The 25,199-nt window shown below is 70.8% G+C and carries 20 protein-coding genes and 1 pseudogene; 11 read left to right on the plus strand and 10 right to left on the minus strand.

Going from position 1 to position 25,199, the window contains the following annotated elements; translation table 11 throughout:
- The first annotated feature begins 48 nt into the window (after positions 1–48).
- Entirely contained in the window at positions 49–654 is a 606-nt protein-coding gene (locus tag C6Y44_RS16910) for a PPA1309 family protein (protein WP_159417910.1), read from the plus strand.
- 42 nt (positions 655–696) lie between these two features.
- Here the strand turns inward: C6Y44_RS16910 and C6Y44_RS16915 are convergent, their stop codons facing one another.
- Positions 697–1,722, minus strand: coding sequence for a YlbL family protein (locus tag C6Y44_RS16915; protein ID WP_120283515.1), 1,026 nt, complete (start codon positions 1,720–1,722; stop codon positions 697–699).
- Positions 1,723–1,904: 182 nt separating this feature from the next.
- On the opposite strand from C6Y44_RS16915, the gene C6Y44_RS16920 reads away from it, so the two are divergent.
- From C6Y44_RS16920 to C6Y44_RS16930, 3 genes are all read left to right on the plus strand, one after another.
- Positions 1,905–3,350, plus strand: a complete 1,446-nt coding sequence (locus C6Y44_RS16920) for a zinc-dependent metalloprotease (RefSeq protein ID WP_159417909.1) — start codon at positions 1,905–1,907, stop codon at positions 3,348–3,350.
- A gap of 84 nt (positions 3,351–3,434) precedes the next feature.
- Positions 3,435–4,328 (plus strand): hypothetical protein, encoded by an 894-nt coding sequence (locus tag C6Y44_RS16925; RefSeq protein ID WP_159417908.1) that lies wholly within the window; start codon positions 3,435–3,437, stop codon positions 4,326–4,328.
- Entirely contained in the window at positions 4,325–5,650 is a 1,326-nt protein-coding gene (locus C6Y44_RS16930) for an ABC1 kinase family protein (protein ID WP_159417907.1), read from the plus strand. Before C6Y44_RS16925 ends, C6Y44_RS16930 begins: the two co-directional genes overlap by 4 nt.
- Positions 5,651–5,669: 19 nt before the next feature.
- On the opposite strand, the pseudogene C6Y44_RS16935 reads toward C6Y44_RS16930, so the two are convergent.
- Positions 5,670–5,998: pseudogene (locus tag C6Y44_RS16935) on the minus strand (WhiB family transcriptional regulator).
- Between the two features lie 485 nt (positions 5,999–6,483).
- Here C6Y44_RS16935 and C6Y44_RS16940 point away from each other — a divergent pair.
- Positions 6,484–6,843 carry a VOC family protein gene (locus C6Y44_RS16940; RefSeq protein ID WP_159417906.1) on the plus strand — a complete coding sequence of 120 codons (360 nt, stop codon included), beginning with the start codon at positions 6,484–6,486 and terminating at the stop codon, positions 6,841–6,843.
- Positions 6,844–6,926: 83 nt separating this feature from the next.
- On the opposite strand, the gene C6Y44_RS16945 is transcribed toward C6Y44_RS16940, so the two are convergent.
- The gene (locus C6Y44_RS16945) at positions 6,927–9,071 is read right to left on the minus strand and encodes an ATP-dependent DNA helicase UvrD2 (protein WP_120279826.1); all 2,145 of its coding nucleotides are present in this window, start codon (positions 9,069–9,071) and stop codon (positions 6,927–6,929) included.
- 109 nt (positions 9,072–9,180) lie between these two features.
- On the opposite strand from C6Y44_RS16945, the gene C6Y44_RS16950 reads away from it, so the two are divergent.
- Entirely contained in the window at positions 9,181–9,435 is a 255-nt protein-coding gene (locus C6Y44_RS16950; RefSeq protein ID WP_016693351.1) for a mycoredoxin, read from the plus strand.
- A gap of 78 nt (positions 9,436–9,513) precedes the next feature.
- On the opposite strand, the gene nudC is transcribed toward C6Y44_RS16950, so the two are convergent.
- Both nudC and C6Y44_RS16960 read right to left on the minus strand, forming a co-directional pair.
- The gene (gene nudC, locus C6Y44_RS16955) at positions 9,514–10,413 is read right to left on the minus strand and encodes an NAD(+) diphosphatase (protein ID WP_159417905.1); all 900 of its coding nucleotides are present in this window, start codon (positions 10,411–10,413) and stop codon (positions 9,514–9,516) included.
- Positions 10,414–10,422: 9 nt separating this feature from the next.
- Positions 10,423–11,511 (minus strand): potassium channel family protein, encoded by a 1,089-nt coding sequence (locus tag C6Y44_RS16960; RefSeq protein ID WP_120279828.1) that lies wholly within the window; start codon positions 11,509–11,511, stop codon positions 10,423–10,425.
- A gap of 121 nt (positions 11,512–11,632) precedes the next feature.
- Here C6Y44_RS16960 and C6Y44_RS16965 point away from each other — a divergent pair, with 121 nt between their 5' ends.
- Both C6Y44_RS16965 and C6Y44_RS16970 read left to right on the plus strand, forming a co-directional pair.
- Positions 11,633–12,022, plus strand: a complete 390-nt coding sequence (locus C6Y44_RS16965) for a DoxX family protein (protein WP_120279829.1) — start codon at positions 11,633–11,635, stop codon at positions 12,020–12,022.
- Between the two features lie 49 nt (positions 12,023–12,071).
- Positions 12,072–13,136 (plus strand): NAD-dependent epimerase/dehydratase family protein, encoded by a 1,065-nt coding sequence (locus C6Y44_RS16970; RefSeq protein WP_159417904.1) that lies wholly within the window; start codon positions 12,072–12,074, stop codon positions 13,134–13,136.
- 7 nt (positions 13,137–13,143) lie between these two features.
- Here C6Y44_RS16970 and C6Y44_RS16975 read toward each other — a convergent pair whose 3' ends face one another.
- Together C6Y44_RS16975 and C6Y44_RS16980 are read right to left on the minus strand one after the other, a co-directional pair.
- Positions 13,144–16,500, minus strand: a complete 3,357-nt coding sequence (locus C6Y44_RS16975) for an ATP-dependent helicase (RefSeq protein ID WP_159417903.1) — start codon at positions 16,498–16,500, stop codon at positions 13,144–13,146.
- The gene (locus C6Y44_RS16980; protein WP_174247125.1) at positions 16,497–19,823 is read right to left on the minus strand and encodes an ATP-dependent helicase; all 3,327 of its coding nucleotides are present in this window, start codon (positions 19,821–19,823) and stop codon (positions 16,497–16,499) included. The genes C6Y44_RS16975 and C6Y44_RS16980 overlap by 4 nt, the downstream gene beginning before the upstream one ends.
- A gap of 155 nt (positions 19,824–19,978) precedes the next feature.
- On the opposite strand from C6Y44_RS16980, the gene C6Y44_RS16985 reads away from it, so the two are divergent.
- The 3 genes from C6Y44_RS16985 to C6Y44_RS16995 are packed head-to-tail and all read left to right on the plus strand — an operon-like array spanning position 19,979 to position 22,845.
- Complete coding sequence (locus C6Y44_RS16985) at positions 19,979–20,764, plus strand: alpha/beta fold hydrolase (protein WP_174247010.1); 786 nt, start codon at positions 19,979–19,981, stop codon at positions 20,762–20,764.
- A gap of 3 nt (positions 20,765–20,767) precedes the next feature.
- Positions 20,768–21,094 carry an MGMT family protein gene (locus C6Y44_RS16990; RefSeq protein WP_120279834.1) on the plus strand — a complete coding sequence of 109 codons (327 nt, stop codon included), beginning with the start codon at positions 20,768–20,770 and terminating at the stop codon, positions 21,092–21,094.
- Positions 21,095–21,108: 14 nt separating this feature from the next.
- A complete protein-coding gene (locus tag C6Y44_RS16995; protein ID WP_159417901.1) occupies positions 21,109–22,845 on the plus strand; it encodes an NTP transferase domain-containing protein in 1,737 nt (578 codons plus the stop codon).
- A gap of 1 nt (position 22,846) precedes the next feature.
- Here C6Y44_RS16995 and C6Y44_RS17000 read toward each other — a convergent pair whose 3' ends face one another.
- From C6Y44_RS17000 to nirD, 3 genes are read right to left on the minus strand one after another with little or no spacing between them, the layout of a single operon-like run.
- Positions 22,847–23,575 (minus strand): sirohydrochlorin chelatase, encoded by a 729-nt coding sequence (locus C6Y44_RS17000; protein WP_120279836.1) that lies wholly within the window; start codon positions 23,573–23,575, stop codon positions 22,847–22,849.
- A complete protein-coding gene (locus C6Y44_RS17005; protein ID WP_120279837.1) occupies positions 23,572–24,711 on the minus strand; it encodes a uroporphyrinogen-III synthase in 1,140 nt (379 codons plus the stop codon). Before C6Y44_RS17005 ends, C6Y44_RS17000 begins: the two co-directional genes overlap by 4 nt.
- Positions 24,708–25,142, minus strand: coding sequence for a nitrite reductase small subunit NirD (gene nirD, locus C6Y44_RS17010; protein ID WP_060651360.1), 435 nt, complete (start codon positions 25,140–25,142; stop codon positions 24,708–24,710). The genes C6Y44_RS17005 and nirD overlap by 4 nt, the downstream gene beginning before the upstream one ends.
- Between the last annotated feature and the right edge of the window lie 57 nt (positions 25,143–25,199).

A 25,199-nucleotide genomic window follows, 5' to 3' on the forward strand; every position in this document is an offset into this window, starting at 1 on the left:
ACGCAGGTCCGGCAGCGCACACCCGCGTACGGGTGCCAGGATAGGCCGGTGAACCAACGTCTTCCCGTACCTTCCGAACAAGGACTCGCGCGCGCCGTCCACGAGATCATCGATTTCGCGGATGCGGAGGGTTGGGACCGCCCTCCCGTGATGTTCGCGCTCGTCCCGACCGTGCTCCTCGCAGCCGCCGAACCCACCCTCGCCGACCAGCTCGACGAGGGACACGAGTACACCCCGATCGCGCAGGAGGACTTCCCCGACGACGTCGAGGGCGGCAGTCCCGCACTCGAGGAGTTCCTCGCCACGACCACCTGGCCCGGCTCTGTCGCCGGGTGCGCGCTCGTGCAGGAGGTGGTGGTGCTGCCGCCGAGCGCCGAGAACGAACTCGACGACGCCTTCGCGCCGCTGCTCGCCGACACCCACGCGGCCGACGAGGCGGCACGACTCGCAGCGCACACTCACCCGGAACGACGCGCCGCCCGCCTCATCTCCGCGGTCCTGCGCGACGGGCCGTCGCTCTCGCTCCTGCAGTTGCGTCCGCTCGACGACGACGATCCGTTCGCGGGTGCCGAACTGCGGACCTACGACAACCTCGCCCCGCACGTCGTGGCGGCGTTGTACGCAACCCTGGAGGCGAGCGACGACGACTACTGAGCTGTCGGCCACCGCGCTGTCGCTCCCTCGGCGGCGGATGGGTCAGCTGCAGGTCGGCGCGTCGCGTCCGTCCGCGATCGCTGCCAGCGCGTCGATCGCGCCCTCGAGCGTCTCGACCTTCACGAGCTGCACACCCTCGGGGGCGCCGCTCTGCGCCTCCGCGCAGTTCTCGGCGGGCACCAGGAAGACGGTCGCGCCGTCCTCCGACGCCGCGGTGAGCTTGTGGGTGATCCCGCCGATCGGCCCGACCATCCCGTCCGAGTCGATCGTGCCGGTCCCGGCGACGTCCAGGCCGCCGTTGAGCAGGCCCGGGCTGAGCTTGTCCACCACGGCCAGACTGAACATCAGGCCGGCGGACGGGCCGCCGATGTCGGCCAGGTTGAAGGTGACCTCGAAGGGCACCTCGGGAACCTCCTCGGTGGCGATGCCCAGGAAGCCCTTGTCCGGGTCGCCGGGCCGTGGACCGACGGGGACGTCGAACGACTCCTCGGCATCGCCGCGCAGGACGGTGATGCCCACCGACTCGCCGGGCGGCACGTCGCCGACCGCGCGCTGGACCTGGCCGGCCGTGCGCATCTCCTCGCCGCCGACGGCGACGATCCGGTCGCCCGCTTCGAGCAACCCGGAGGCGGGAGCGTCCTGGCCCACCTCGGCGATCCGCAGGGTCACCGGCAGATCGAGATAGTGCAGAGCGGCGAGTTCGGCGGACCGCTCCGACTGGGCGAACTGCGCCTGGTCGACGGCCTGCACTTCGTCCTTGCTGCGGTCGGGCGGATAGACCTGCTCGCGCGGCGCGACGCCGTAGCGACCGCTGATCCAGGCGGTGAAGGTCTGCGCGAGGGTGAGATTGTCGGTGACCCCGACGGTCGTCATGAACAGACTGCCCTCGGTCTCGTCCGCCTCGATCCCCTCGAGCGCCACGACCGGGGTGCCCTCGATCTCGCCGAGCGTGTCGAAGACGGGGCCGGGGCCGAGCGCCACGTACGGCGCCCGGACGTTGAACGCCACGACCACGATGACGAGGATCGGGAGCACGAGCGCGAGCGGCAGGACGTAGCGACGATTCACCCGGCCAGGGTAGCGGTCGGCCGACGATGCCCCGCACCACGACCGTGCTGTGTCGCTCATGGCGTACCACGCCCCATCTGACGGCGTACCACGCCCCATCGTGATGGCGTACCACGCCGTGTTCGCCATGAGCGTGACCACGATGCCGGTCCCCGCCCGGGCCGCCTTGTACCGTTGGATACATGAGCGACACGCCCTTCGGATTCTCGAATCCCGACGACGACCCCGACCGCAGGAAGGACGAGGGTTCCGGTAGCGGCGGATCCGGTGGCGGTATCCCCTTCGGATTCGGACTGCCCGGCAGCGGCGGGGGCGACAACCCGTTCGGCGGTCAGGGCTTCGATCCCGCGCAGTTCGGTCAGATGCTCAGCCAGTTCGGCCAGATGCTCGCCGGCATGGGTAGCGCCATGGGTTCCGGCGGCGGCTCGGGCCCGGTCAACTACGACATTGCGACGAAGCTCGCACGACAGCAGATCGGGTCCGTCGACCCGGTCTCGCCCCGCACCGCCGACGCCGTGACCGACGCCGCGCGCCTCGCGGAACTGTGGCTCGACGCGGCCACCACGCTTCCCGCGGGTGCGTCGAAGGTCGTGGCGTGGACGCCCGTCGACTGGCTCGACAACACCCTCGAGACGTGGAAGCGCCTGTGCGATCCGATCGCCGAGCAGGTCAACGGGATGATGCTGAACGGTCTGCCCGAGGAGGCCCGCGCGATGGCCGGGCCCATGCTCGGCATGTTCTCCCAGATGGGCGGGGTCGCCTTCGGCTCCCAGCTCGGTCAGGCCCTCGGCCAGCTGTCGAAGGAAGTGCTCACCTCCACCGACATCGGTCTCCCGCTCGGCCCGGAGGGCACCGCTGCTCTGCTGCCGGCCGCGGTCGAGAGCTTCGGTGAAGGACTCGAGCAGCCCGCCCAGGAGGTGCTCGTCTTCCTCGCCGCACGCGAGACCGCCCACCAGCGCCTCTACAGCCACGTGCCGTGGCTGCGTCAGCGAATGCTGGCGACCGTCGAGGAGTACGCACGCGGCATCCGCATGGACATGTCGTCGATCGAGGATCTCGCGCAGGGACTCGATCCGTCGGCACTCACCGACCCGTCCAAGCTCGAGGAGATCCTCAAGCAGGGCGCGTTCGAACCCCAGACCACCCCGGAGCAGAAGGCCGCACTCGAACGACTCGAGACGATGCTCGCGCTCGTCGAGGGCTGGGTCGAGACGGTCGTCGCCGACGCGCTCGGCGAGCGGCTCCCGGGCGCCTCGGCCCTGACCGAGACCCTGCGCCGTCGCCGCGCCACGGGCGGACCGGCGGAACAGACCTTCGCCACGCTCGTCGGCCTCGAACTGCGGCCCCGGAAGGTGCGCGAGGCCGCCGCGCTGTGGCGACGTCTCACCACCGACGCCGGCACCGAGGCCCGCGACCACGTGTGGGCGCACCCCGACCTGCTGCCGGACTCGTCGGATCTCGACAACCCGGCAGCCTTCGTCGACCGTGTGATCGGCGGCGGTACCGGAGCCTTCGACGATCCGATCGCCCAGCTGCAGGCGACCATGGAACGCGAGCAGGCCGAACGGGATCGCGCCGCCGAGGAGGGATCCGACGAGGATCGTCCCGGGGACGACAGCACCTCCTAGAACGACCCGATAACGGTGCCCGCGCCTGTGGACAACTGCTCCTCGTGAGCCGTCCACGGGCGCGGGTGCTGTCAGTCTGTCTCCATGATCACCGCATCGCGCGAGACGACCACGAATCCCGTGCCGCCCGAGGCGGCGGTTCTCCGGCTCGATCCGGAACTGGCCGTGCTCGAACGGTCCGACGGCTCGATCCAGCTCGGCTGGGGTCCCGACACCGCGACCGTCGTCCTGCCACCCGAGGGCATGGACAGCTTCGACCTCGGCGTTCTCGTCCGGCTGCTCGACGGCCGGCTCACCCTCGACGAAGTGCTGGACGTCGTGGCGGAGCGTGGTCTTCCGTCCGGATGGGTCCGGCAGGTGCTCGACGAGCTCACTGCGACGGGCGCGGTCAGGCAGGTCCCCGCGTCGTCGGTCGGTCCGGCGCGACCGCGGCGGGTGCGGGTCCACGGCTCGGGTCCGCTCGCGGCGGCGATCGTCGAGGATCTCCCGGTGTGGGACGTGCGGTGGGTGCGCTCGTCGCCCGGTGACGAACCGCAGGGTCCGGCCGACTGTGTCGTCCTCGCCGACGGGCAGGTGCCCGACCCCCACCTCGTCGACATGCTCGTGCGGGCCGGGATCCCTCATCTCGCGGTGCGGATCCGGGACGGACGCGGCATCGTCGGTCCGTTCGTGCTCCCAGGCCGGAGCAGTTGCCTGCGCTGCGCCGATCTCGTACGGACCGATCTCGATCCGTCCTGGCCGCGATTGGCGAGTCAGCTGTACGGGCGGCAGGGCCAAGCCGGTCGGGCGGTGACGTCGGCGACCGCGGCGATGGCCGTCGGTCAGATCGAGGCGTTCCTCTCCGCCGATCCGTCGGTGACTCCGGCGGTCGACCGCACGCTCGAACTGGACCTGCGAACCCACCGCATCGTCACGCGTCGATGGTTCCGTCATCCCCGGTGCGACTGCTCGGCCATCGCTCCGGTCGGTCAGGCATGATGGGGGGCGTGCCAGACATCCCTCGCAGAAGCTCGTCCCGCACTGCCAAGCTCGCGAGCATTCCCCTGGGAATCGCCGGGCGCGCGGCCGTCGGTTTCGGTCGTCGGCTCGCCGGTGGGGATCGGGAGGAGATCGACGCCGAGATGACGGCGAAGGCCGCCGAACAGTTGTTCAGCGTGCTGGGCGAACTCAAGGGTGGCGCCATGAAGTTCGGCCAGGCCCTGAGCGTGATGGAAGCCGCCGTCCCGGAGGAGTTCGCCGAACCGTATCGGGAGGCGCTCACCAAACTGCAGGCCGAGGCCCCTCCCCTGCCCGCCCGGGCCGTGCACCGCGTGCTCGACCAGCAACTCGGCACGAAGTGGCGTGAGCGCTTCGAGTCGTTCGACGACGTGCCCGTCGCGTCGGCCAGCATCGGCCAGGTGCACCGGGCCGTGTGGTCGGACGGACGCGAGGTCGCGGTGAAGGTCCAGTACCCGGGCGCCGACGAGGCGCTGCGCGCCGACATGCGCACGCTGTCCCGGTTCGCCGGGTTGTTCGCCACGATGATGCCGGGCGCCGATGTGCGTGCGTTGCTCGACGAGTTGTCCGCACGCACCGAGGAAGAACTCGACTACCGGATCGAGGCCGACAACCAGCGGGCCTTCGCGAAGGCCTTCGCCGGCGACGAGAAGTTCCTGATCCCGCGTGTCGTCGCGAGTGCACCGAAGGTCGTCGTGACCGAATGGCTTTCGGCGACACCACTGTCGGCGATCATCAACGGTGGTACGCGCGAGCAGCGCAACCGGGCCGGTGCGCTGCTCGCGGAGTTCCACTTCTGTTCGCCCGCACGCGCCGGTCTGCTCCACAGCGACCCGCATCCGGGCAATTTCATGCTTCTCGACGACGGCCGTCTCGGGGTCATCGACTTCGGCGCCACGGCGGCGATGCCCGACGGCTTCCCGCCGGTGCTCGGGCGGATGGTCCGGCTCGCGCTCGAGGAACGTTTCGACGAACTCACCCGGCTGCTCTACGACAACAAGTTCGTGCTGCCCGGCCGCACGGTTACCGACGAGGAGATCGCCGATTACCTCCGGCCGTTCACCGATCCGATCCACACCGAGTCGTTCCACTTCACCCGCGCATGGCTGCAGCGGGTGGCGGGCACGGCCACGGACTTCTCGAGTTCGACCTTCAAGACGGCCCGGACACTGAATCTTCCGCCCGAGTACGTGGGTGTGTTCCGGGTGCTGCTCGGTTCGGTCGGCATCTGCGCTCAGCTCGACGCCGAAGCGCCGTACATGCGCATCCTCAGTGAATGGCTACCCGGCTTCGTCGAGGAGTGACGAAGCCGGGCAACCGTATTCACGCACAGACCAGTTCCTTGCGGGGTTCGGGCAGCGGATTCTTCCGCGGCCGGCCCCGCGGCCGCTTGCGGGCCACGACGACACCACGGTCGATGATCTCCCCGCCCCACACGCCCCAGGGTTCCTCCCGCTCGAGAGCTGCGTCGAGGCACTGGGCACGCACCGGGCAGCCCGCGCACAGCGTCTTGGCGTACTCGAGATCGGCCGGGTCTCGGCGAACCACAGGTCGGGGTCGTTGTCGTGGCACGGCAGGGTGTCGCGGTCGCGGTCGTTGCGTGACGCCGCGAAAGTGTCGCTGCGCGACAGGATGTCGTCGGTACGACGCATCTCGTCTCCTTCCGTTCGTTTCGACAGGCTCGACGGGTATTCGCTCGGCACGTGAGCTCCTTCGTTGGTTCGGTGGAATGCGATGCGAACCCGGCCGGAGAACGAGAAAGGCCACGGTCCGCTGGGCGGGGTCCGTGGCCTGGAGGAGACGAAGGTCTACCGGGAGATACTTCCCGATCGACTTCCGACCACGGACGAGACGGCAGCGGCGTACACACGTCGGCGTGCACGCGGCGCGGCGGCCACTACGGGAGCCACAGATGTGGCAGTGCGAGTGGTAGCGGCGGCCACAGCGACACGAGGGGCCGTTGCCACTGCACGAGCATCGAAGCCGAGCATCGGGGCCACCTCACTTTCTCGTCGCGCACGGGCCGTCTCCCGTGACATCGTCATCCAGCCTAGATTCGTGGACACGATCGGCACAAGTTATTTTCTACCTGCGGTTTCGTGTCGCGGTCTTCGTCCCGGCACTACAGTCGGAGGGCATGTCCCTCGCGACCACGAGATTCCTGCCCGTCCTCGACTGCCCGGATCCGCGCGCGCTCGCCGACTTCTACCGCCGGTTGCTCGGATGGACGATCACCAACGAGCGAGAGAACTGGGTCGAACTCGCCCGTGACGACTCGACCGCCATCGCGTTCCAGCGCGATCCCGACTTCACGCCGCGTCACTGGCCCGCCGACGGTGTGCACGCCCATCTCGACTTCCACGTGCCCGATCTCGACGAAGCCGAACGTCTCGTCCTTGGGCTCGACGCGCTGCGCGCCGACGACGGATCGAACAAGAGCACCTTCCGGGTGTTCCGCGACCCGGCGGGGCACTACTTCTGCCTGTGCGCCGAGTGAACCCGGCCGAGACGTCGGCCGGGTAGTTCTCAGAGGTCGAGGGTATCGACGGTGCGCTAGAGGTCGAGGGTGTCGACGGTGCGCTAGAGGTCGAGGGTATCGACGGTGCGCTCCCCCCGCACGAGGGCGAGCACGTCGGCGCCGTACTGCTCGAGCTTCTTCGCCCCGATCCCCGGGATGGCGACCAGCGCCCGATCGTCGCGCGGCTGCTGTTCGGCGATCGCGACGAGGGTGTTGTCGCTGAAGACGACGTAGGCCGGAACCTTCATCTCCTTCGAGCGCTCCCGGCGCCATTCCTTGAGCGCGACGAGCAGATTCTCGTCGAGATCGGAGGGGCAACCCTCGCAGCGACCGAGCATGGTCGAGGTGGTGCCCATGAGCGGCTTGCCGCAGACACGGCACTGCGGGCGCTTCTTCCGCGGGGAGGCCGGTTCGGCGATCTTCGACGCGGGTGAACTGTCGGGGATGAGCCCGTGCAGGAAGCGGGAGCGTCGCCGCGACCGGCGACCGCCCGCCGTGCGGGACAACGCCCACGACAACTGCAGGTGCACGCGGGCACGAGTGACGCCGACGTAGAGCAGCCGCCGTTCCTCCTCGATGCCGGCCTCGTCGGGCGGGGTGTCCTTGTCGCCGGTGACGTGGGTGATCGGCAGGGTGCCGTCGGTGAGCCCGACGAGGAAGACGGCGTCCCATTCGAGGCCCTTCGCCGCGTGCAGAGACGCGAGCGTGACGCCCTGGACGGTCGGTGGCTGACGCGCCTCGGCACGAGCCGCGAGATCGCGCAGCAGGCCCTGCAGATCGAGGTCGGGTTCGTGCTCGAGTAGTTCCTCGGTGAGCTGCACGAGCGCGACGAGCGACGCCCAGCGCTCGCGTGCCTGCGCACCCACCGGTTCGGTGTCGGTCAGGCCCAGCGGCACCAGGGTGGCCCGGACGAGGCTGAGCAGCCCGGCACCGCGACCGGCGTCCTCCGGCAGGTCGTCGCGTGTACCCACCTGACGCAGGGCATTGACCGCCTGCCGGACCTCCGCGCGGTTGAAGAAGCCTTCACCTCCGCGCACCTGGTACGGGATTCCCGCCTGCGTGAACGCCTGCTCGTAGGCCTCGGACTGGGCATTGATGCGGTAGAGCACCGCGATCTCGGCTGCCGGGACCCCCTTGCCCATCAGTTTCGCGACGGCCTTGGCGACCGCCTGGGCTTCGGCGGGCTCGTCGTCGAACTCGGCGAAGGTGGGCTCCGGTCCGGACGGACGCTGACCGACGAGCTTGAGCCGGGTGCCGGCGATGCGGCCCCGCGCCGCGCCGATCACGCGGTTGGCGAGGTCGACCACCTCCGGGGTGGAGCGGTAATCGCGTTCGAGGCGTACGACCGTGGCGTCGGGGAACCGGCGGGAGAAGTCGAGCAGGTGCTTCGGGGTGGCGCCGGTGAACGAGTAGATGGTCTGGTTGGCGTCGCCGACCACCGTGAGGTCGTCGCGCTCGCCGAGCCAGGCGTCGAGCACGCGCTGCTGCAGCGGAGTGACGTCCTGGTACTCGTCGACGACGAAGCAGCGGTAGCGGTCGCGGAACTCCTCGGCCACCGCGAGGTTGTCCTCGAGGGCCGCGGCGGTGTGCAGCAGCAGGTCGTCGAAGTCGAGATACATCCCGTCGCCCGACCGGGTCTTGAGCTGCTCGTAGGTCTCGTAGACGCGCGCGACCCGCTCTGGATCGGCCGGTGGGGTGCGGTGGGCGCGGGCGGCCGCGGCGGGATAGTCCTCGGGCGCGACGAGCGTGCCCTTGGACCATTCGATCTCCGACAGCAGGTCGCGCACGGTGTCGGTGTCGGTCGGGAAGCCGCACCGGTGCGCGGCCTGCGAGACCGCCGCGAACTTGCGGTCGAGCAGTTGCCACGGCGTGTCGCCGACGACCTGCGGCCAGAAGTACCGCAGCTGCCGCAGGGCGGCGGCGTGGAAGGTGCGGGCCTGCACCTGCGTGCCGTCGCCGCCGATGCCCAGGGCGCGCAGGCGTGAGCGCATCTCCCCTGCCGCGCGGGCAGTGAAGGTGACGGCGAGGACCTGGCCGGCGGAGACGTGACCGGCGGAGACGAGGTGGGCGATGCGGCGCGTGATGGTGCGGGTCTTGCCGGTGCCGGCACCGGCAAGCACGCAGACCGGTCCGCGTGGGGCGAGTACCGCTGCTGCCTGCTCGGGGTCGAGACCGTCCACCACATCCGCACACATGGCCTCCATCATGACAGCGACCGCCGACAGCGCAGCCCCCGGTGACCCCGCCCGCTGTGGTGAGGACCACAGCTCACCCCGGTCGCGGAACATGTTCGGCGGCTGTGATGTTCTCCAAGACATGACGACCACCGACGCACCCGCCCTGACCGTCTACTCCACCACCTGGTGCGGTTACTGCAGGCGGCTGAAGACCCAGCTCGACCAGAACGGCATCGCGTACACCGAGATCGACATCGAGTCGGATCCGGCCGCGGCGGAGTTCGTCGGCAGCGTCAACAACGGCAACCACGTGGTGCCCACCGTCAAGTTCGCCGACGGCAGCACCGCCACCAACCCGTCGCTCGCCGAGGTCCAGCGCGCTCTGGGTCTGTAGTTCCTGCTCGTTCGGAAAGGCCGGTCGCGTCCGCCGCGGCCGGCCTCTCTCGTGCCCGGACCCTCGATTTCGGGCCTTCTAGTCCTTGGCCCAGCCCTCGAGCATCCCGCGCGCGATGGAGATCGAGCCGGGCAGCAGCAGCGGGGCGTCCTCGGCGGAGGCCCAGTCGCCCGTCGCCAGCGCCGCACGGACCTCCTCGCGGGTGAACCACCGCGCCTCGGTGATCTCCCCGTCGCGGAAGTCCAGCGCCTGCTCGGGATCGGCAATCGCCGCGAATCCCAGCATGAGCGACCGGGGGAACGGCCAGGGCTGACTGCCGAGATATCGCACGTCGCGCACCTCGACACCGACTTCCTCGCGGATCTCCCGCACCACGCACGATTCGAGCGACTCACCGGCTTCGACGAAGCCCGCGAGAACGGAGAAGCGCCGTTCGGGCCACACCGGCTGCCGGGCGAGCAGGACCCGATCGTGTCCGTCGTGCACGAGACAGATGATCGCCGGGTCGGTGCGCGGGAACTCCTCGTGCCCGGTCTCGGTGCTGATCCGCGACCAGCCGGACATCGTCGGGCGGGTGGGCGAGCCGTCGACCGCGCTGTAGCCGGCGTTGTCGTGCCAGTTCAGCAATGCGACCGCGCTGACCATCAGGTCGGCGTCGGCATCGTCGAGACGCTCGCCGACGCGTCGCAGATCGGCCACCGTGCCCGTCTGCGCCAGGACGCGGGCCGCCCAGACGTGATGTCCGTCGCGGATACCCAGGAAGATCGCGCCCTCGACCGGTTCGGGACCGAGTTCCGACGCCTCACCGAGCACGAGAGCGCTGTCGGAGACGCGGACCTGGTTGCGTCGATCGACCCGCAGGAGTTTCGCGTCGGCCCAGCCGGCGCGCAGGGCGTCCTCGTCCGAACGCAGCTCCTCCGCCCGGTCGACGACGGTACGAGAGAGCAGCGGGGTACCCGACAGAGCGAAACCGGTCACATCAGCACCCTAGCCACGCATGGCGCCCGGCGGCGAACCCACCAGCCGGATGTAGAGCAGTTTGTCGCTCGCTTCGAGTGCGTCGACCTCGGGCGAACCGATCCGCCACATCCGCCCGTCGCGGACGACGGCGAGGACGATGTCCTTCAGATGCCGGGGAGATCCCCCGACCTCGCCGGGCTCGACGTCGCGTTCGGTGATGGCGAATCCGGCTTCCGGTGTGAGCAGGTCCTCGATCATCTCGACGACGTTCGGAGTGGTCGTGGCGATGCCGAGCAGGCGCCCCGCCGTCTCCGACGAGATGACCACCGAGTCGGCACCGGACTGACGCAGCAGGTGGGTGTTCTCCGACTCGCGGATGGCGGCGACGATCTTCGCGCGCGGGGCGATCTCGCGGGCGCTGAGGGTCACGAGCACCGCGGTGTCGTCGCGGTTCGCGGCGACGATCACCGCCGACGCGTGCTGCACCCCGGCGAGCCTGAGCACATCGGACTTCGTCGCCGAACCCTGAACCGTCACGAGGCCCTGGCCGGCCGCGGACTCGAGAACCACCGGATCGGTGTCGACCACGACGATCTCGGACGGGGGTACCCCGTCGCCGAGCATCGCGTCGACTGCGGTACGGCCCTTGGTGCCGTAACCGATGACGACGGTGTGATTACGCACGCGGCGCCTCCAACGCTGGATCTTGAATGCTTGCCGGGAACTCTCGGTCAGTGCCGACAGAGTGGTACCGACGAGCACGATGAGGAAGAACACCCGGAGCGGGGTGATCAGCAGGATGTTGATCAGGCGCGCTTCGGGTGTGAACGGGGTGATGTCGCCGTAGCCGGTGGTCGAGAGCGAGACCGTGGCGTAGTAGACGCAGTCCAGCAGCGACAGTTCGTCGCCCTGGGCGTCGCGGTATCCATCGCGATCGAGGTAGACCACGACGACCGCGAGGAACAGTGCAGCGAACGCGTAGCCGATGCGACGCGCGATCGCGAGTCCGGGACTCGTCTGTTCCTGGGGGACGCGCAGCACACCGACGAGCGCGAAGTCGGGGCGCTCGGTGAGCTGATCGGAGCGGCTGAACCGCGCACGCAACCTCCCGGGCATCGCGGTGTCCCACCTTCCTGCTGTCGGCCTCCACTGGCGGCCACCCTCGGTCGTCGCGGTACCGAACGGACTGCGCCCGATACCGGATCGCAGCGTACCGCCGCGCGTTAGTGTGGCACGCATGTCCACGAAAGCGGCACAGCGCTCTGCGATCCGGCTGTCAGGTCTTCTTCTCGGCGTCGGAATCCTGCACTTCGTGCGACCGGAACCCTTCGACGGCATCGTGCCGCGCGCCCTGCCGGGTGATGCCCGCACCTACACCTACGCCTCGGGGGTCGCGGAGATCGCCGTCGCCGGCGCGCTCGCCGTGCCCCGCACCCGGCGCCTCGGCGGTTCCCTGGCCGCGGCGCTGTTCCTGGCGGTCTTCCCCGCCAACGTGCAGATGGCCGTGACGTGGCTGCGCAGCCCGAAACTCTCACCCGCCGCCAAGGCGGTGTCGCTCGCCCGGCTCCCGCTGCAGATCCCGCTCGTCACCGAGGCACTGAAGGTCCGCCGCACATCCTCCCGCTGAGCTACCCACACGCGGTGATTGAGGTCACAGCGAGCGGGTATGCGTCGGTATGGACACCGGACGTGGTCTGAAGGTCGTCGTCGTCGGCGCGACCGGCAATCTGGGAACCGGGATCGTCGAGGCGCTCGGACGCGAACCCGACGTCGCCGAGATCGTCGGCGTCGCGCGACGACCGACGGAGTGGACGTCCCCCAAGGCGACCTTCACGGTCGCCGACACCACCACCGACGACTTCCGTCCGATCGTGCGGGGCGCCGACGCGGTGATCCACCTGTCCTGGCTGTTCCAGCCAACTCACCGCCCTGAGGTGACCTGGAAGAACAATGTGCTCGGCGCGATCTCTGTCTTCGAGGCGGCTGCCGCGGAGAAGGTTCCCGCGCTGATCTACTCGTCGTCGGTCGCGGCCTATTCGCCCGGAAGCTCGACGGATCGCGTCACCGAGGACTGGCCCACACACGGATGGCCGGGTGCCGCCTATCCCCGCGAGAAGACGTATCTGGAACGTTTTCTCGACACCCTCGAATTACGGGCGCCGGAGATGCGCATCGTGCGGATGCGGCCCTACTTCATCTTCAAGCGCGAATCGGCGACCTCCCAGGGACGCCTGTTCGTCGGCCCCCTGCTCCCGGGAAACCTGCTGCGCAGCGGACTGCTCCCCGTGATGCCGTTGGTCGAGGATCTGCGTGCCCAGGTACTACACACGAGCGACGTGGCCGACGCCTTCGTCCGTGCGACCGTCCGGCCCGTCCGCGGCGCGTTCAACCTCGCCACGGAACCACCCGTGGACGGCGCGTTCCTGGCAGAGATGTTCTCCGCCAGGAAGATCCCCGTACCGCGTGCAGCACTCCGCGAGGCCGTGAGGGCGGCGTGGCACGCGCATCTCGTTCCTGCCTCCCCCGGCCTGCTCGACACCGTTCTGCAACTTCCGCTGCTCGACAGCACGCGCGCCCGCACAGAACTGGGCTGGGAACCGCAGTATTCGCCGCCCGAGATCCTCGAGGAATTCCTGTCGGGACTGCGGGAAGGAGCCGGGATGCCCACCGCTCCCCTGACACCCGACACCGCCGGGCGCCGGGCACACGAAGTGGCCACCGGTATCGGGCAGCGCCCCTGAGTCGGTGTCACTCGCCGTCGGCACGCCCTCGCAGATTCCCCGCCTCGAGCACGAGGCGTTCGAGCATCGCCGCATTCGGCAGTTCCTCGGGTGCGACGGTGCGTCCGGTGCGGACGTAGTGGAAAGCCGCTCGAACCTTGTGTAGCGGTAGTTCGGCCGGCCGGCCGGTGAGCCGCTCGGTCCGCGCCGCCATCAACTGCGCCCAGGCGAGACGGTAGGCGGCGAGCTGCACACCCACCGCGGCGAGCTTCTCGCCTTCCGGTTCGGCGCCGGTCTTCCAGTCGATGACCGTCCAGCCCCCGTCCGGATCCTCGAAGACGGCGTCGATGCGTCCACGGATCACGGTGCCGCCCAGGGCCGTTTCGAACGGCACCTCGACCTCGACGGGGTTACGCGACGCCCACTTCGACCGCAGGAACGCCTCCTGGAGCCGGTCGAAGTGCGAATCGTCGCCGTCCTCGTCGTCGGCACCGGGAAGCTCGTCGAGGTCGAGCAGGCGTGTCGCGCCGAATCTGCGCTCGAGCCACGCATGGAAGGCGGTGCCGCGACGCGCGAGCGGATTGGGCCGGAACGGCAACGGACGACGTAGACGGGCAGCGAGGGCGTCGGGATCGGTGGCGAGATCGACGAGCTGACTGACGGACAGCTGTGCGGGCAGCACCACCTCGGCGCTCTGCTCGGCGCGCTGTTCGCGTTCGGCCAGGAGCGCATCGACGTCGGTGGCCCACTCGTCGGGATCGTCGTCGTACTCGGTCGGGAGGTCGGTCCGGTCGAACTCGGCAAGGACCAGTGCCGCGCCGCGTTCGACCTCGGTGCGCCGGGCACCGAGCGGGTCGCGCGGCCACAGTGCGCTGCGGGGTGAGGCCGTGAGCGGATTCTCCTCCTCCGGTTCGGGTTCCGGAGCCCAGTGGTCGACCGCACCGAGTTCGGGCCGGGCCGCGACGATCTCGTGCAGTTCTCCGAGGAACGGCGAGGGCCCCTTCGGTTCGGATCCGGTGTCGGCCCAGTGGTGGGCGGAGACGAACAGTGCCCGCTCGGTGCGGGTGAGAGCGACGTAGAACAACCGGCGGTCCTCGTCGAGCTTGCGGCGCTTGAGCGCGTCCTTGTGGGCGTCGATGGCCCGCTCGAGCATCTTGCGATCGGAGACGTCGTCGAGGTCGAGCACGGGCACACCGTCGGTGCTGCCCGGATCGTCGTCGGGCAGCACCCGGTCGCCCCGCAGATGCGGAGGCAGTTCGGTCGCCGAACCGAGCCAGGTCGCGGCGGCCGTGGACGACGGGAAGACCCCGGCGGCCACGTGCGGCACCGCGACGACCTCCCATTCGAGGCCCTTCGCGGAGTGGACGGTGAGGACCTGCACGCGGTCGGGGTCGACCTCCACCTCACCGGGTGCGAGTCCCTGCTCGATCTCCTCCGCCGCCGCGAGGTAGGACAGCAGACCGGGAAGCGTCGCGTTGGTGCGTCCCGCGTAGGACGCGACGACGGAGGCGAAGGCGTCGAGATGCTCGCGGCCGGCGACACCGCGCCTGATGCCCACGCGGGCCTCGGTCTCGATGCCGATACCGAGCACACGCTCGACCTCGGCGACGAGTTCGGTGAGCGGCTGACCGAGCCGCTCGCGCAGGGAGGTCAGCTCGCGGCCCAGCGCGACGATGCGCGCGTAGCCGAACTCGGAATAGCGGCTGCTGTCGCCGGGATCGGAGATCGCGTCCGCGAGACCGGCCTGATCGGCGTACTCACCGGGCAGCGCCGAATCGAGGGCGTCCTCGAGCGCATCGGGATCGGTCACCGCGCCGGCGACACCCCAGCGTCCCGCGATGGCCAGTTCCTGGGCGCGTTCCCACAACGCCTTCAGGTCGGCGGCACCGAGCTGCCAGCGGGCACCGGTGAGCACCCGCACGGCCGCGCTTCCGGCCAGCGGATCCGCCGCGAGACGCAGCATCGCGAGCACGTCGGCGACCTCCGGCGTGTGCAGCAACCCACCGATGCCCACGACCTCGACCGGAAGGTCGCGGGCGCGCAGCGCTTCGGCGATCGGCGCGGCGTCGGCGTTGCGCCGGACGAGGACCGCAGCGGTCGGCGGTGTGCGTCCGGCCTCGCGGGCGGCGGCGTACTCGGCGGCGATCCGGTCGGCGACCCAGTCGCGTTCGACCGCGACGTCGGAGTGCAGTGCAAGGCGGACGTCGCCGGCGGTCGCGTCGGGGCGGGGACGCAACCGGCTGACCGACACCCCGCGATCGCGCAGGGGCTCGGACGAGACGTTCGCCAGTTCGAGGGCCTGCGGCGGATTGCGCCAGCTGGTGAGCAGTTCGCGGGTGGGTGCCGGCTCGCCGTCGGCCGCCGGGAAGTCGGTCGCGAACCGCGGCAGGTTGGCGGCCGACGCACCGCGCCAGCCGTAGATGGACTGCATGGGATCGCCGACCGCGGTGACCGCGAGACCGGGATCGGCGCCACCGCCGAACAGGGCAGCGAGCAACACGCGCTGGGCGTGCCCGGTGTCCTGGTACTCGTCGAGCAGCACAGCCCGGAATCGTTCCCGCTCACCGGCTCCCACCTCGCGGTGATCGCGGGCGACCCGCGCGGCGAGCGACATCTGGCTGCCGAAGTCGAGGGCGCCTTCGCGGCGCAATGTCTCGGACAGCCGTTCGACGAGCGGAAGCAACTGCAACCGCGCGTGCTGGGTCTCGAGGTAGCCGAGCAGCGTCTTCGACGGTGCTCCGCGCTGCCCCGGACCGGGCGGGAGGGTGTGCACGAGCTGTTCGAGTTCGACGTGGGCGTCGCGCAGCAGATCCGGCTCGACGAGGTGCTCGGCGAGCTGGCCGGACAGGGCGAGCACGGCCTCGGTCACCGATGCAGGATTGCGGTCGGTGTCGAGTTCGCCGTCCCACGAGCTGACCACGCGGTGCGCGACCTGCCACAGCTCGGTCTCGGACAGCAGGGTCGCCGACGGTTCGATGGGCAGCAACAGACCGTGCTCGGTGAGCAGGCGACCGGCGTACGCGTGGTACGTGCTCACTTCGGGTTCGCTGCCGAGGATCCGCGCGCGCAACCCACCGCTCGGGTCGAGGTCGCGCAGGAGCGCCGATCCGGCGAGCTTGGCCAGGCGCGCCCGGATACGGGCCGTGAGCTGCTGCGCGGCCTTACGCGTGAAGGTCAGGCCCAGCACCTGCTCTGGTTCGACGAGACCGTTGGCGACGAGCCACACCACCCGCGCAGCCATGGTCTCGGTCTTGCCGGCACCGGCTCCGGCGACGACCAGCATCGGGCCGGGCGGGGCCTCGATGACGGCGGCCTGCTCGGTCGTCGGCGGCAACTGTCCCAGTGCCTCCGCGAGGCGCTTCGCGCTCACCCGTGGAGCACTCATTCCCCTGTCACCTGCCTGCCTTCGTCGTGTGCCGGGCAGCTCGACAGCACCGGGCAGTGCCGGCACCCGTCGTTGACCCTCGCGACGAAACGGGGGCCGCGGGTCGCGGCCGCTGCGTCGTGGATGATCTCCCGCCACTGGGCGAGACCGTCCTCGTCGAGGGGCGGCTGCACGCGCTGCGTCGCGCCTTCCTTGTTGTGGGGTTTGGCCACGAAGACCAGGCGCGCGCCACCGGGCTCCGATGCCGGTTCACCCTCGATCGCGCCGGCCGCCGCGGCGACCTGGTAGGCGGCGAGCTGGGCATGATCGCGCGCGGCGTCCTTCGACACCGGGTTCTTCGCGGTCTTGACGTCGATGACGACCGGACGGCCCTCGGCGTCGCGTTCGAGCCGATCGATGCGACCGCGGAGCCGCACGCGGGGCTTGTCGTCGGAATCGGGTTCGAGGATGCCGTCGACCTTGATCTCGACGCCGATCTCGGTGAGCTCTCCGCGCGTGCCCTGCAGCCACGTCGAGAAGGTGTCGAGCATGCGACGGGTGCGTTCGAGCTCGCGGCGGGCATACCATTCGGCGCCCAGATCGACCGAGTCCCATGCCTTCTCGAGGGCCTGATCGATGCGGTCGGGCGGGATCCGTCCGGCGAGCGCCTGGACGAGGGTATGGACGAGCGTGCCGGTGACGGCGTGGCTGTTCTCGCCGTCGGAACCGCCGTGCCGCTCGAACATCCACCGCAGCGGGCAGGTCGTGAGCTGCTCGACCGTGGACGGCGACAACCGCACCGCGTCGTCGTCGGGATCCCACAGCGGGTCGGCCGTGCTGGGATCGGCCGTGCCGTACCAGTCGTCGGGGTGGGCGCCGCGGACCCCGGCCCGCGCGAGCCGCGCGAGTTGCTGAGCGGCGCGCTGCTGTCGTTCGGGTTCGGTCTCGGCGATCTCCGGATCGCACACCACGCTGCGCAGTTCGGCGACGAGCGCGGGCAGGGCCAGCACGCGGGTGCGCACCTCGTCGGGCACGGGTTCGGCGAGGAGATCGTCGGACGCATCGAGCTCGTCGGTGTCGACACCGCGCAGTTCGTCGACGAAACGGGAACGGACCAGTTCGCTGTCGCCGCTCACCGAGTCGACGGCCGTCACCAGGAGGTGGGTGCGGGCGCGACTGCACGCCACGAGGAACAGGCGCCGCTCCTCGGCGAGCAGCGGTGCGGTGCGCGAGAGCCGCGCACCGGCCTCGTCGCCGCCGTCGGCGCCGGAGACGGCGTCGATCAGAGCTTCGATGCCGAGCAGGGTGCCGCGGGCTCGCAGGCTCGGCCACAGGCCCTCCTGGACACCGGCGACCACCACGACGTCCCATTCGCGACCGGCGGCGGAGTGCGCGCTGACGACCGTGACCGCTTCGGATTCGGCGGCGACGCGGGTGCGGGCCGTGGCGGGGATCTCCTGCTCGGTGAGGTAGTCGACGAACCCGGCGATGTGTGCGCGGGGCAGACGGTCGACGTAGTCGGCTGCGGCGTCGAACAGGGCCACGACGCCGTCGAGATCGCGGTCGGCCTGCGCACCGATCGGCCCACCCCAGGCCGACGCGGCGGCCCATCGCCGTTCGAGTCCGGTGGCCTGCCATGCCTCCCACAGCACATCCTCGAGACCGCCCCCGCGCAGCGCCGCCGAGCGGGCCTTGCGCAGCACACCGAGCACCTTCTTCAGCGGGGCGGCCTCGACGTCGGTCAGTCCACGGATCAGGTGCGCGTTCTCGGTGGTGTCGTCACCCTCGGTGAGCAGGATGCGCAGCAGTTCGGCGGAGTCGCGGTCGTTGCCCGACGCGAGTTCGACCCGTCGCAGGCCACGCCGCAATCTGCGCAGCGCGACCGGTTCGGCACCGCCGATGGGCCCGGACAGCAGGGCGAGCGCTTCGTCGCCGCCGAAGCCGCTGTCGGACACCGCGCGGAGCACGAGCAGCAGTCCCGCGACGCTGTGCTGACGGGCCAGCGGGAGTTCGGAGGCGGCGGTCGTCATCGGGACGCCCGCCGCGAGCAGCGCGCGGCGCAGCGGAGCGAGCACCCGCGGCACGGACCGGACCACGATCGCCATGCGCGACCACGGCACACCGTCGACGAGATGGGACCGGCGCAGGGTGTCGGCGACCAGTGCCGCCTCCTTGGCCTGCGACGAGCACACCGCCACGCGGACCCGCCCGGGATCGTTTTCCTCGACGCGGTGCCCGGCCATACCACGGTGCGGCGGCAGGCCCGGCAGTCTGCGGGCGATCCCGTCGGCGAGCGACGCCACCTCGGGAGCGGCACGATGATTGACACCCAATACGACCCGGCGCGATCCGTCGGCCTCGCCGAGGCTCTCCAGGAAGGAAGTGTCGGCGCCGCGGAAACCGAAGACGGCCTGATCGGGGTCGCCGGCGATCGTGCTCGTGCGAGTGCCGGTACCGATCACGCGGACCAGGTCGGCGGCCTGCGGATCGAGATGCTGGGCGTCGTCGACGAGCAGATGGCGGATCCGGCCGCGCTCGGCGGCCAGCAGATCGGGATCGGTCGCGAACGCCGCGAGCGCCGCACCGACCAGTTCGGCCGCGTCGAGTGCCGGAGCGGTGGCCTCCGGAGCTTCGAGACCGACGGCACCGCGCAGCAGCATCACCTGCTCGTAGCGCTCCGCGAAACGCCCGGCCGCGACCCACTCCGGTCGAGTGCGGCGCTCCCCGAGCGCCACCAGATCCTCCGGACCGAGACCGCGCTCGTTCGCGCGCAGCATCAGGTCGCGCAGTTCGACGGCGAAGCCCGTCATGCCCAGTGCCGGACGCAACCGCTCGGGCCACATCCCGGCGCCGTCGTCGATGTCGCCGCGCAGCAGTTCGCGCAGCACGGCGTCCTGTTCGGCGCCGGTGATCAGGCGCGGCGGCGGATTACCGTGCGCCGAGGCCTGCAACCGCAGCACCGCGAAGGCGTAGGAGTGGACGGTACGGACGAGCGGCTCGCGCGTCGCGCGGGGCACGGCGCCGTCGCCGAGCGCGATCAGACCGGCCGTGATCGCCTCGCGCACGGCGGTGGCGGCCCGCCGCGAATGCGTGAGGATCAGCACCGACTCGGGATCGGCGCCGCGTGCGATGCGGTGGACCGCGAGATCGACCAGCAGGGACGTCTTGCCCGTGCCGGGACCGCCGAGGACCTGCCACGGCCGCCAGCGGAGGGAAGGCGGGGCGTCGTCGAACAGCACGCGCACGTCGTCGGGCCACTCGCGGGCCACCGGCGCCTCGGCGGACCTGCGTACCAGGCGCGCGGCCGGGCGACGGACGCGATCGGGGATCTGCGGTTCGGACATGCGCGAGACGGTGGCAGGCAGGTCGGTGACCTGCGCCCGTGGTGGGTGCAGGTGGGGGGTGCCGGTATCGACGTCGAGCATGACCCCATCCCACCAGACGGGTACGACAGCGTCCGGGAGCACACCGCGTGGTCCCGACTGGGATAGTGGTCGGCGTGAGTGCCACGGAGCTTCTGCACACCCATCTGTTCGGGCCGGACGACGGGCCGGAGGTCCTCGCCCTGCACGGACTCACCGGTCACGGTCGACGCTGGCGGAACCTCGCCGAACGGCACCTGCCCCACCTGCGGTTCGTCGCTCCGGACCTGCGGGGACACGGCCGGTCGCCGTGGACTCCCCCGTGGTCGTTCGAGGCGCACGTCGCCGATCTGACGGCGGTGCTGGACGCGCACACCACCGGTCCCGTCACCGTGGTGGGCCATTCCTTCGGGGGTGCCCTCGCGCTGCATCTCGCCGCCGCGGTGCCCGACCGGGTGCGGGCGCTGGTGCTCCTCGATCCGGCGATCGGTCTCCCGGCCGACCGGATGCTCGAGATCGCCGACCTCACCCTCCACAATCCCGACTACACGGACGAGGCCGAGGCCCGGGCCGAGAAGGTCCACGGCGACTGGGGCGAGGTGGCACCCGAACTGCTCGACGAGGAGATCGCCGAGCACCTCGTCGAACTCGACTCGGGGCGCGTCAACTGGCGGATCTGCGTACCGGCGCTGGTGACCTCGTGGGGCGAACTGGCCCGCGGACCCGTCCTGCCGCCGGCCGGTATCCCGACGATCTTCGTACGGGCCGGGAAGGTGCAGCCCCCGTACACCACGGCGAATTTCCGTCGCGACCTCGCGGAACGACTCGGCGACGACCTGACCCTGCTCGAATTCGACTGCGACCACATGATCGACCAGGCCCGTCCCGCCGAGACCGCCGAACTCGTGGCCCGGATGGTGTAGCCGGTGGTCACCACGGACGAGCAGATCGAGCGGGTCCGCGAACTCGTGGCCTCCGTGCCCGCGGGCCGGGTCGTGACCTACGGCGACATCGCCGGTGCCGCGGGCCTGTCGAGTGCACGCACCGTCGGCTGGATCATGCGGACCGATTCCGCGGACCTGCCGTGGCACCGCGTGGTCCCCGCCTCCGGGCGACCGGCCGCGCACCTCGCACGCCGGCAACTCGCACGCCTCGAACTCGAAGGTGTCCCGATCTCCGGCGACCGGATCGATCTCACCCGGGCACGGCACCGGTTCCCGCCGGACTCAGGCGATCACGAGCGGAGCGGATGAGGCAGCATGAAGACATGAGCACGCTCACCCACGTCGAAGCCGTGATCGTCGCGGGAGGCCGCGCGACCCGCATGGGAGGCGTCGACAAGCCCGCTCTGACCGTCGGCGGCCGCACGATGCTGGACACCGCCCTCGACGCGGTCGAGGGGTGCGCGCGGGTGACGGTGGTGGGTCCGCACCGCGACGATCTCGACCCCCACGTGCTGCAGATCCAGGAGACACCGCCCGGCGCGGGTCCGGTCGCGGCACTGGCAGCGGCGGATCCGGTCGCCGATCTCGTGGTCACTCTCGCCGCCGACCTTCCGTTCGTCACCCCGAAGACCGTCGCGGCCCTGTTGAAGTCCCTGAACGAGGATGTGGCGGCCGAGGCCGCCTTCGCGGTGGACGACACCGGACGGGTGCAGTTCCTGCTCGCCGCGTGGCGGACACCGGCGCTGGCCGCGCGTCTGGACTCACTCGGTGGAGACGTCGCGAACCGGCCCATGAAAGCGTTGTTGCCCGAGCGGTACGTCACCGTCCCGGTCTCCGAAGCGACCGACTGCGACACCCCCGCCGATCTGGAGGCGGCGCGCGCCGGATCCGCGACCGCCCGTGTGGCCCCCGACCCCGACCACGCGCGGAGAATCCTACGAGAAGCATTGTCACCGTTGCCTTCCCGCACCGTTCCGGTCGAGGAGGCGCAAGGCGCCACGTTGGCGGCACCGCTCGTCGCGGCGGAGGCGCTGCCTCGCGTCCGGACCTCGGCCATGGACGGTTACGCGGTGGCGGGCGACGGACCGTGGTTGCTGCGCAACGAGATCCGCTACGCCGGTGACGGGGGCTCGCTCACGCTCGGCGACGGAGAGGCCGCCCGGATCGCGACGGGCGCCCACCTGCCGGCCGGCGCGACCGCTGTCGTGCGCGACGAGTTCGTCCGTGTGGAGGGCGGTTTCGTCACCCGTCTGCCCGATGCACCCGTGCGCGACGACGCGCGTCGCCGCGGGGAGGACTGGGAGTCGGGGACGGTCCTTGCCGAGGCCGGCACCGCCGTGAGCCCGGCGGTCGTCTCCGCAGCCGCCAGCGGTGAGGTCACCGAGCTTCGGGTGCGCGGTCCGCTGCGTGTGCACATCGCGCTTACCGGCGACGAGATCCGTCGCACCGGTCCTCTCCGCGAGGGGCAGACGCGCGACTCGCTGGGTCCGATACTTCCCGACTTCGTCCGCTGGTGCGGCGCTACGGTGGTCGGCGAAGGACATCTCCGTGACACCGCGGACGGATTCGACGCGTTGTTCACGGGCACCGACGCCGATGCGATCGTCATCGTCGGCGCGACGGGTGGTGGCGCCGCCGACCAGTTGCGCGGTGCGCTGGCGCGGGCCCGCGCGCAGGTGGTCGTCGAACGCGTCCGGTGCAAGCCCGGCGGATCGCAGGTCGCGGCGACGCTGCCGGACGGCCGTGCAGTGCTGGGACTGCCCGGGAATCCGGTGGCGGCGGTGGCGACGCTGCTGGTGATGCTGCCTGCGATCGCCGACGGCCGCACCCTCCGTACCCCGGCGACTCCTGTGACCGCTCCACTGGCGAATGCCTCGGAGGTCGTCGGCGACATCACGCGGTTGCTGCCCGCCCGTCAGGACGGGCAGGGACGATGGTTGTGCGACAACACGATTCGCACGGCGCATCTCGCCGGTCTCATCGGACGCAGCGCGATCGCCGTGGTGCCGCCGGGAGCGGTGGACGGCGATCGCGTCGAATTGTTGCCGCTCCCCCGCTGATTCAGTCGCAGTGGCGAGCCGCTCCCACAGGAGCGAGGCGCAACGCGTCGACTGCGGAGCGGTAGCGCCGGGCCACGAGGTCGACGACGGGTTCGGCGACACCGATCGGCGCGGCGACGCCGTCGGCGCCGACCTCCGACAGGCGACGGTGGAAAAGGCCGTCGGCGAGAAGATAGGACGCGACGAACACCCGACGCGCGCCGCCGGCACGGACCTCGTCCACGACTGTCGCGACCCGCGGTTCGCCGGTGGCGATCCACCCGACCCGCACCGGGGTCCGCACGAGCGACGAAACCATGCGGGCCGTCACGTGGACGTCGCGGCGGGCGCGAGGGTCGGAGGAGCCGGCTGCCGCAAGCACGACGTCGTCGCCCTCGACCCAGCCTGCCTGCCGCAACCGCTCGACGAGAACACGGGCGAGAGCAGGGTCGGGACCGAGCGCGGGGGTGATCGTCACCGCGTCGTTCCCACCGGCCGCGACCTCGCGCGGAACGTCGGTGTGCACGTGATAGCCGGAGGCGAGGAAGGCGGGGACGAGCACGGTCGGACGGTCGGTGTCGCGCAGGACCTCCGAGGGCGACGGGCCGAGGACGTCGACGAAGGCGACACGGGTGGGGCCGACGCGGGAGGAGACGGCATCGGCGAGCGCCGCGATCATGTCGACACCGCGCGGATTGCGGGTGCCGTGCGCGACGAGCAGCAATGCCGGGTCGGTGTGTGTACCGGTCATGGATGCATTCCTTCCGGGTCGACGGCGAGGCGGTAGCCACGCTTGACGACGGTCTGCACGATCGCCGGTGCGCCGAGAGCCGAGCGCACCCGGGCGACCGCGGTTTCGACGGCGTGGGTGTCGCCACCCCCACCGGGCAGGGCAGCGAGGAGTTCCTCGCGGGAGACGACGAGACCGGCGCGCGCGACGAGCGTGCGCATCAGGGCCATCCCGGCAGGGGGAAGGCACCGCACGGTGCCGTCGACGATCACGCAGCGCCCTCGCGGGCTGAGCACGTGACCGCCGGCCTCGATGCGCACGGCCCGCCGGGGAAGTTCCTCGGCGATGTGCCGGGCGAGCGAACCCAACCGGGATCGGTGGGGCATGCTGACGGGCACGTCGAGTTCGGTGAGCGGTGCCGCGGTGACGGGACCGACGCACACGGCGGTGACGCCGGTGCGCAGCGACCGCAGCATCGGCTCGAGCCAGCCGGTCTCCTTGGCCCGCATGAGCATCGACGCGACGGCCGGTGCGCTGGTGAAGCTCACGGCGTCGAGTCCACGTTCCACGATCTGCTCGATCATCCGGTCGAGCGCGGTGAGATCCTCGGGGGGCGTCCACCGGTAGACCGGGACGGGCACGACGTCGGCGCCCGCAGCGCGCAGCGCCTCGCACACGTCGGTCCCGGGTTCCCATTCGGTGCGCTCACCGTGCAACTGCACCGCGATGCGGCGGCCGGCGACACCCTCGTTCAGCAGGAGTTCGAGCACCTCGGCGGACGATTCCGAGGAAGGGGACCACTCCTCGCGGAGTTCGGCGGCCCGGATCGCGCCCGTGACCTTCGGGCCACGGGCGAGGATCCGGCTCGCGCCGAGTGCCTGCGCGAGGTCGTCGGCGAGTCCCCAGCCTTCCGCTGCGCCCATCCACCCGCGGAACCCGATCGCTGTGGTGGCGATCGTGATGTCCGGGGGCTGCGCGACGATGCAACGGGTGACACGCTCGAGTTCGTCGTCGTCGGACAGCGGGATGATGCGGATGGCGGGGGCGTGCACGACCTCGGCCCCACGCCTGGTAAGGAGCGTGGCGAACTCGTCGGCACGCCGAGCTGCCGTCACGCCGATGGTGAATCCCCGCAGCGGCACGTTGTCGTCGCTCACGAACCCTCTCCGGTCGCATCCTCGTGCCGCCGGTCGCGCGGGACGAGGCTGTGGATCTGGACGACTCCCGCCCACACGCGCACCTCATAGACGGGCAGACGCACCGACGGATCGTCGAGGCACCGGCCGTCGTCGAGGGAGAAGACCTGCTTGAGCAGCGGCGAGGCCACGGTGGGCTCTCCGCCCCGGTCGCCCACGATGCCGCGGGACATCACCGCGGCGCGGCCGAACGGATCGAAGTTGCCCACTGCGCGCAGGGTTCCGTCGTCGAGCAGGAACAGGGCCACCTGCTCGCCGCCGCGCAGCAGCACGGCCACGCCGCGGCCCGGAATGAGATGGCTGAGCGGACAGGCCGAGGTCCATTCCAGCCGCCCGTCGAACACGCTGTCGCGCGTCGATCCCCCTACGGTATGCGTCTCGATGACGGTCATCGCTGTCCTCCTTGAAACTGCTGTCCTGAAGTTTGGGCGCCCGGTGTTTCGAGCGCG

This window comes from Rhodococcus rhodochrous (assembly GCF_014854695.1).
GTDB lineage: Bacteria > Actinomycetota > Actinomycetes > Mycobacteriales > Mycobacteriaceae > Rhodococcus.

Excerpts from the sequence above, each read along its gene's own strand:
- C6Y44_RS16920 (WP_159417909.1), top strand. The coding sequence starts at position 1,905 with ATGAGCGACACGCCCTTCGGATTCTCGAATCCCGACGACGACCCCGAC.
- C6Y44_RS16925 (WP_159417908.1), top strand. The coding sequence starts at position 3,435 with ATGATCACCGCATCGCGCGAGACGACCACGAATCCCGTGCCGCCCGAG.
- C6Y44_RS16930 (WP_159417907.1), top strand. The coding sequence starts at position 4,325 with ATGATGGGGGGCGTGCCAGACATCCCTCGCAGAAGCTCGTCCCGCACT.
- C6Y44_RS16940 (WP_159417906.1), top strand. The coding sequence starts at position 6,484 with ATGTCCCTCGCGACCACGAGATTCCTGCCCGTCCTCGACTGCCCGGAT.
- C6Y44_RS16945 (WP_120279826.1), bottom strand. The coding sequence starts at position 9,071 with ATGATGGAGGCCATGTGTGCGGATGTGGTGGACGGTCTCGACCCCGAG.
- C6Y44_RS16950 (WP_016693351.1), top strand. The coding sequence starts at position 9,181 with ATGACGACCACCGACGCACCCGCCCTGACCGTCTACTCCACCACCTGG.
- C6Y44_RS16960 (WP_120279828.1), bottom strand. The coding sequence starts at position 11,511 with ATGCCCGGGAGGTTGCGTGCGCGGTTCAGCCGCTCCGATCAGCTCACC.
- C6Y44_RS16965 (WP_120279829.1), top strand. The coding sequence starts at position 11,633 with ATGTCCACGAAAGCGGCACAGCGCTCTGCGATCCGGCTGTCAGGTCTT.
- C6Y44_RS16970 (WP_159417904.1), top strand. The coding sequence starts at position 12,072 with ATGGACACCGGACGTGGTCTGAAGGTCGTCGTCGTCGGCGCGACCGGC.
- C6Y44_RS16975 (WP_159417903.1), bottom strand. The coding sequence starts at position 16,500 with ATGAGTGCTCCACGGGTGAGCGCGAAGCGCCTCGCGGAGGCACTGGGA.
- C6Y44_RS16980 (WP_174247125.1), bottom strand. The coding sequence starts at position 19,823 with ATGTCCGAACCGCAGATCCCCGATCGCGTCCGTCGCCCGGCCGCGCGC.
- C6Y44_RS16995 (WP_159417901.1), top strand. The coding sequence starts at position 21,109 with ATGAGCACGCTCACCCACGTCGAAGCCGTGATCGTCGCGGGAGGCCGC.
- C6Y44_RS17000 (WP_120279836.1), bottom strand. The coding sequence starts at position 23,575 with ATGACCGGTACACACACCGACCCGGCATTGCTGCTCGTCGCGCACGGC.
- nirD (WP_060651360.1), bottom strand. The coding sequence starts at position 25,142 with ATGACCGTCATCGAGACGCATACCGTAGGGGGATCGACGCGCGACAGC.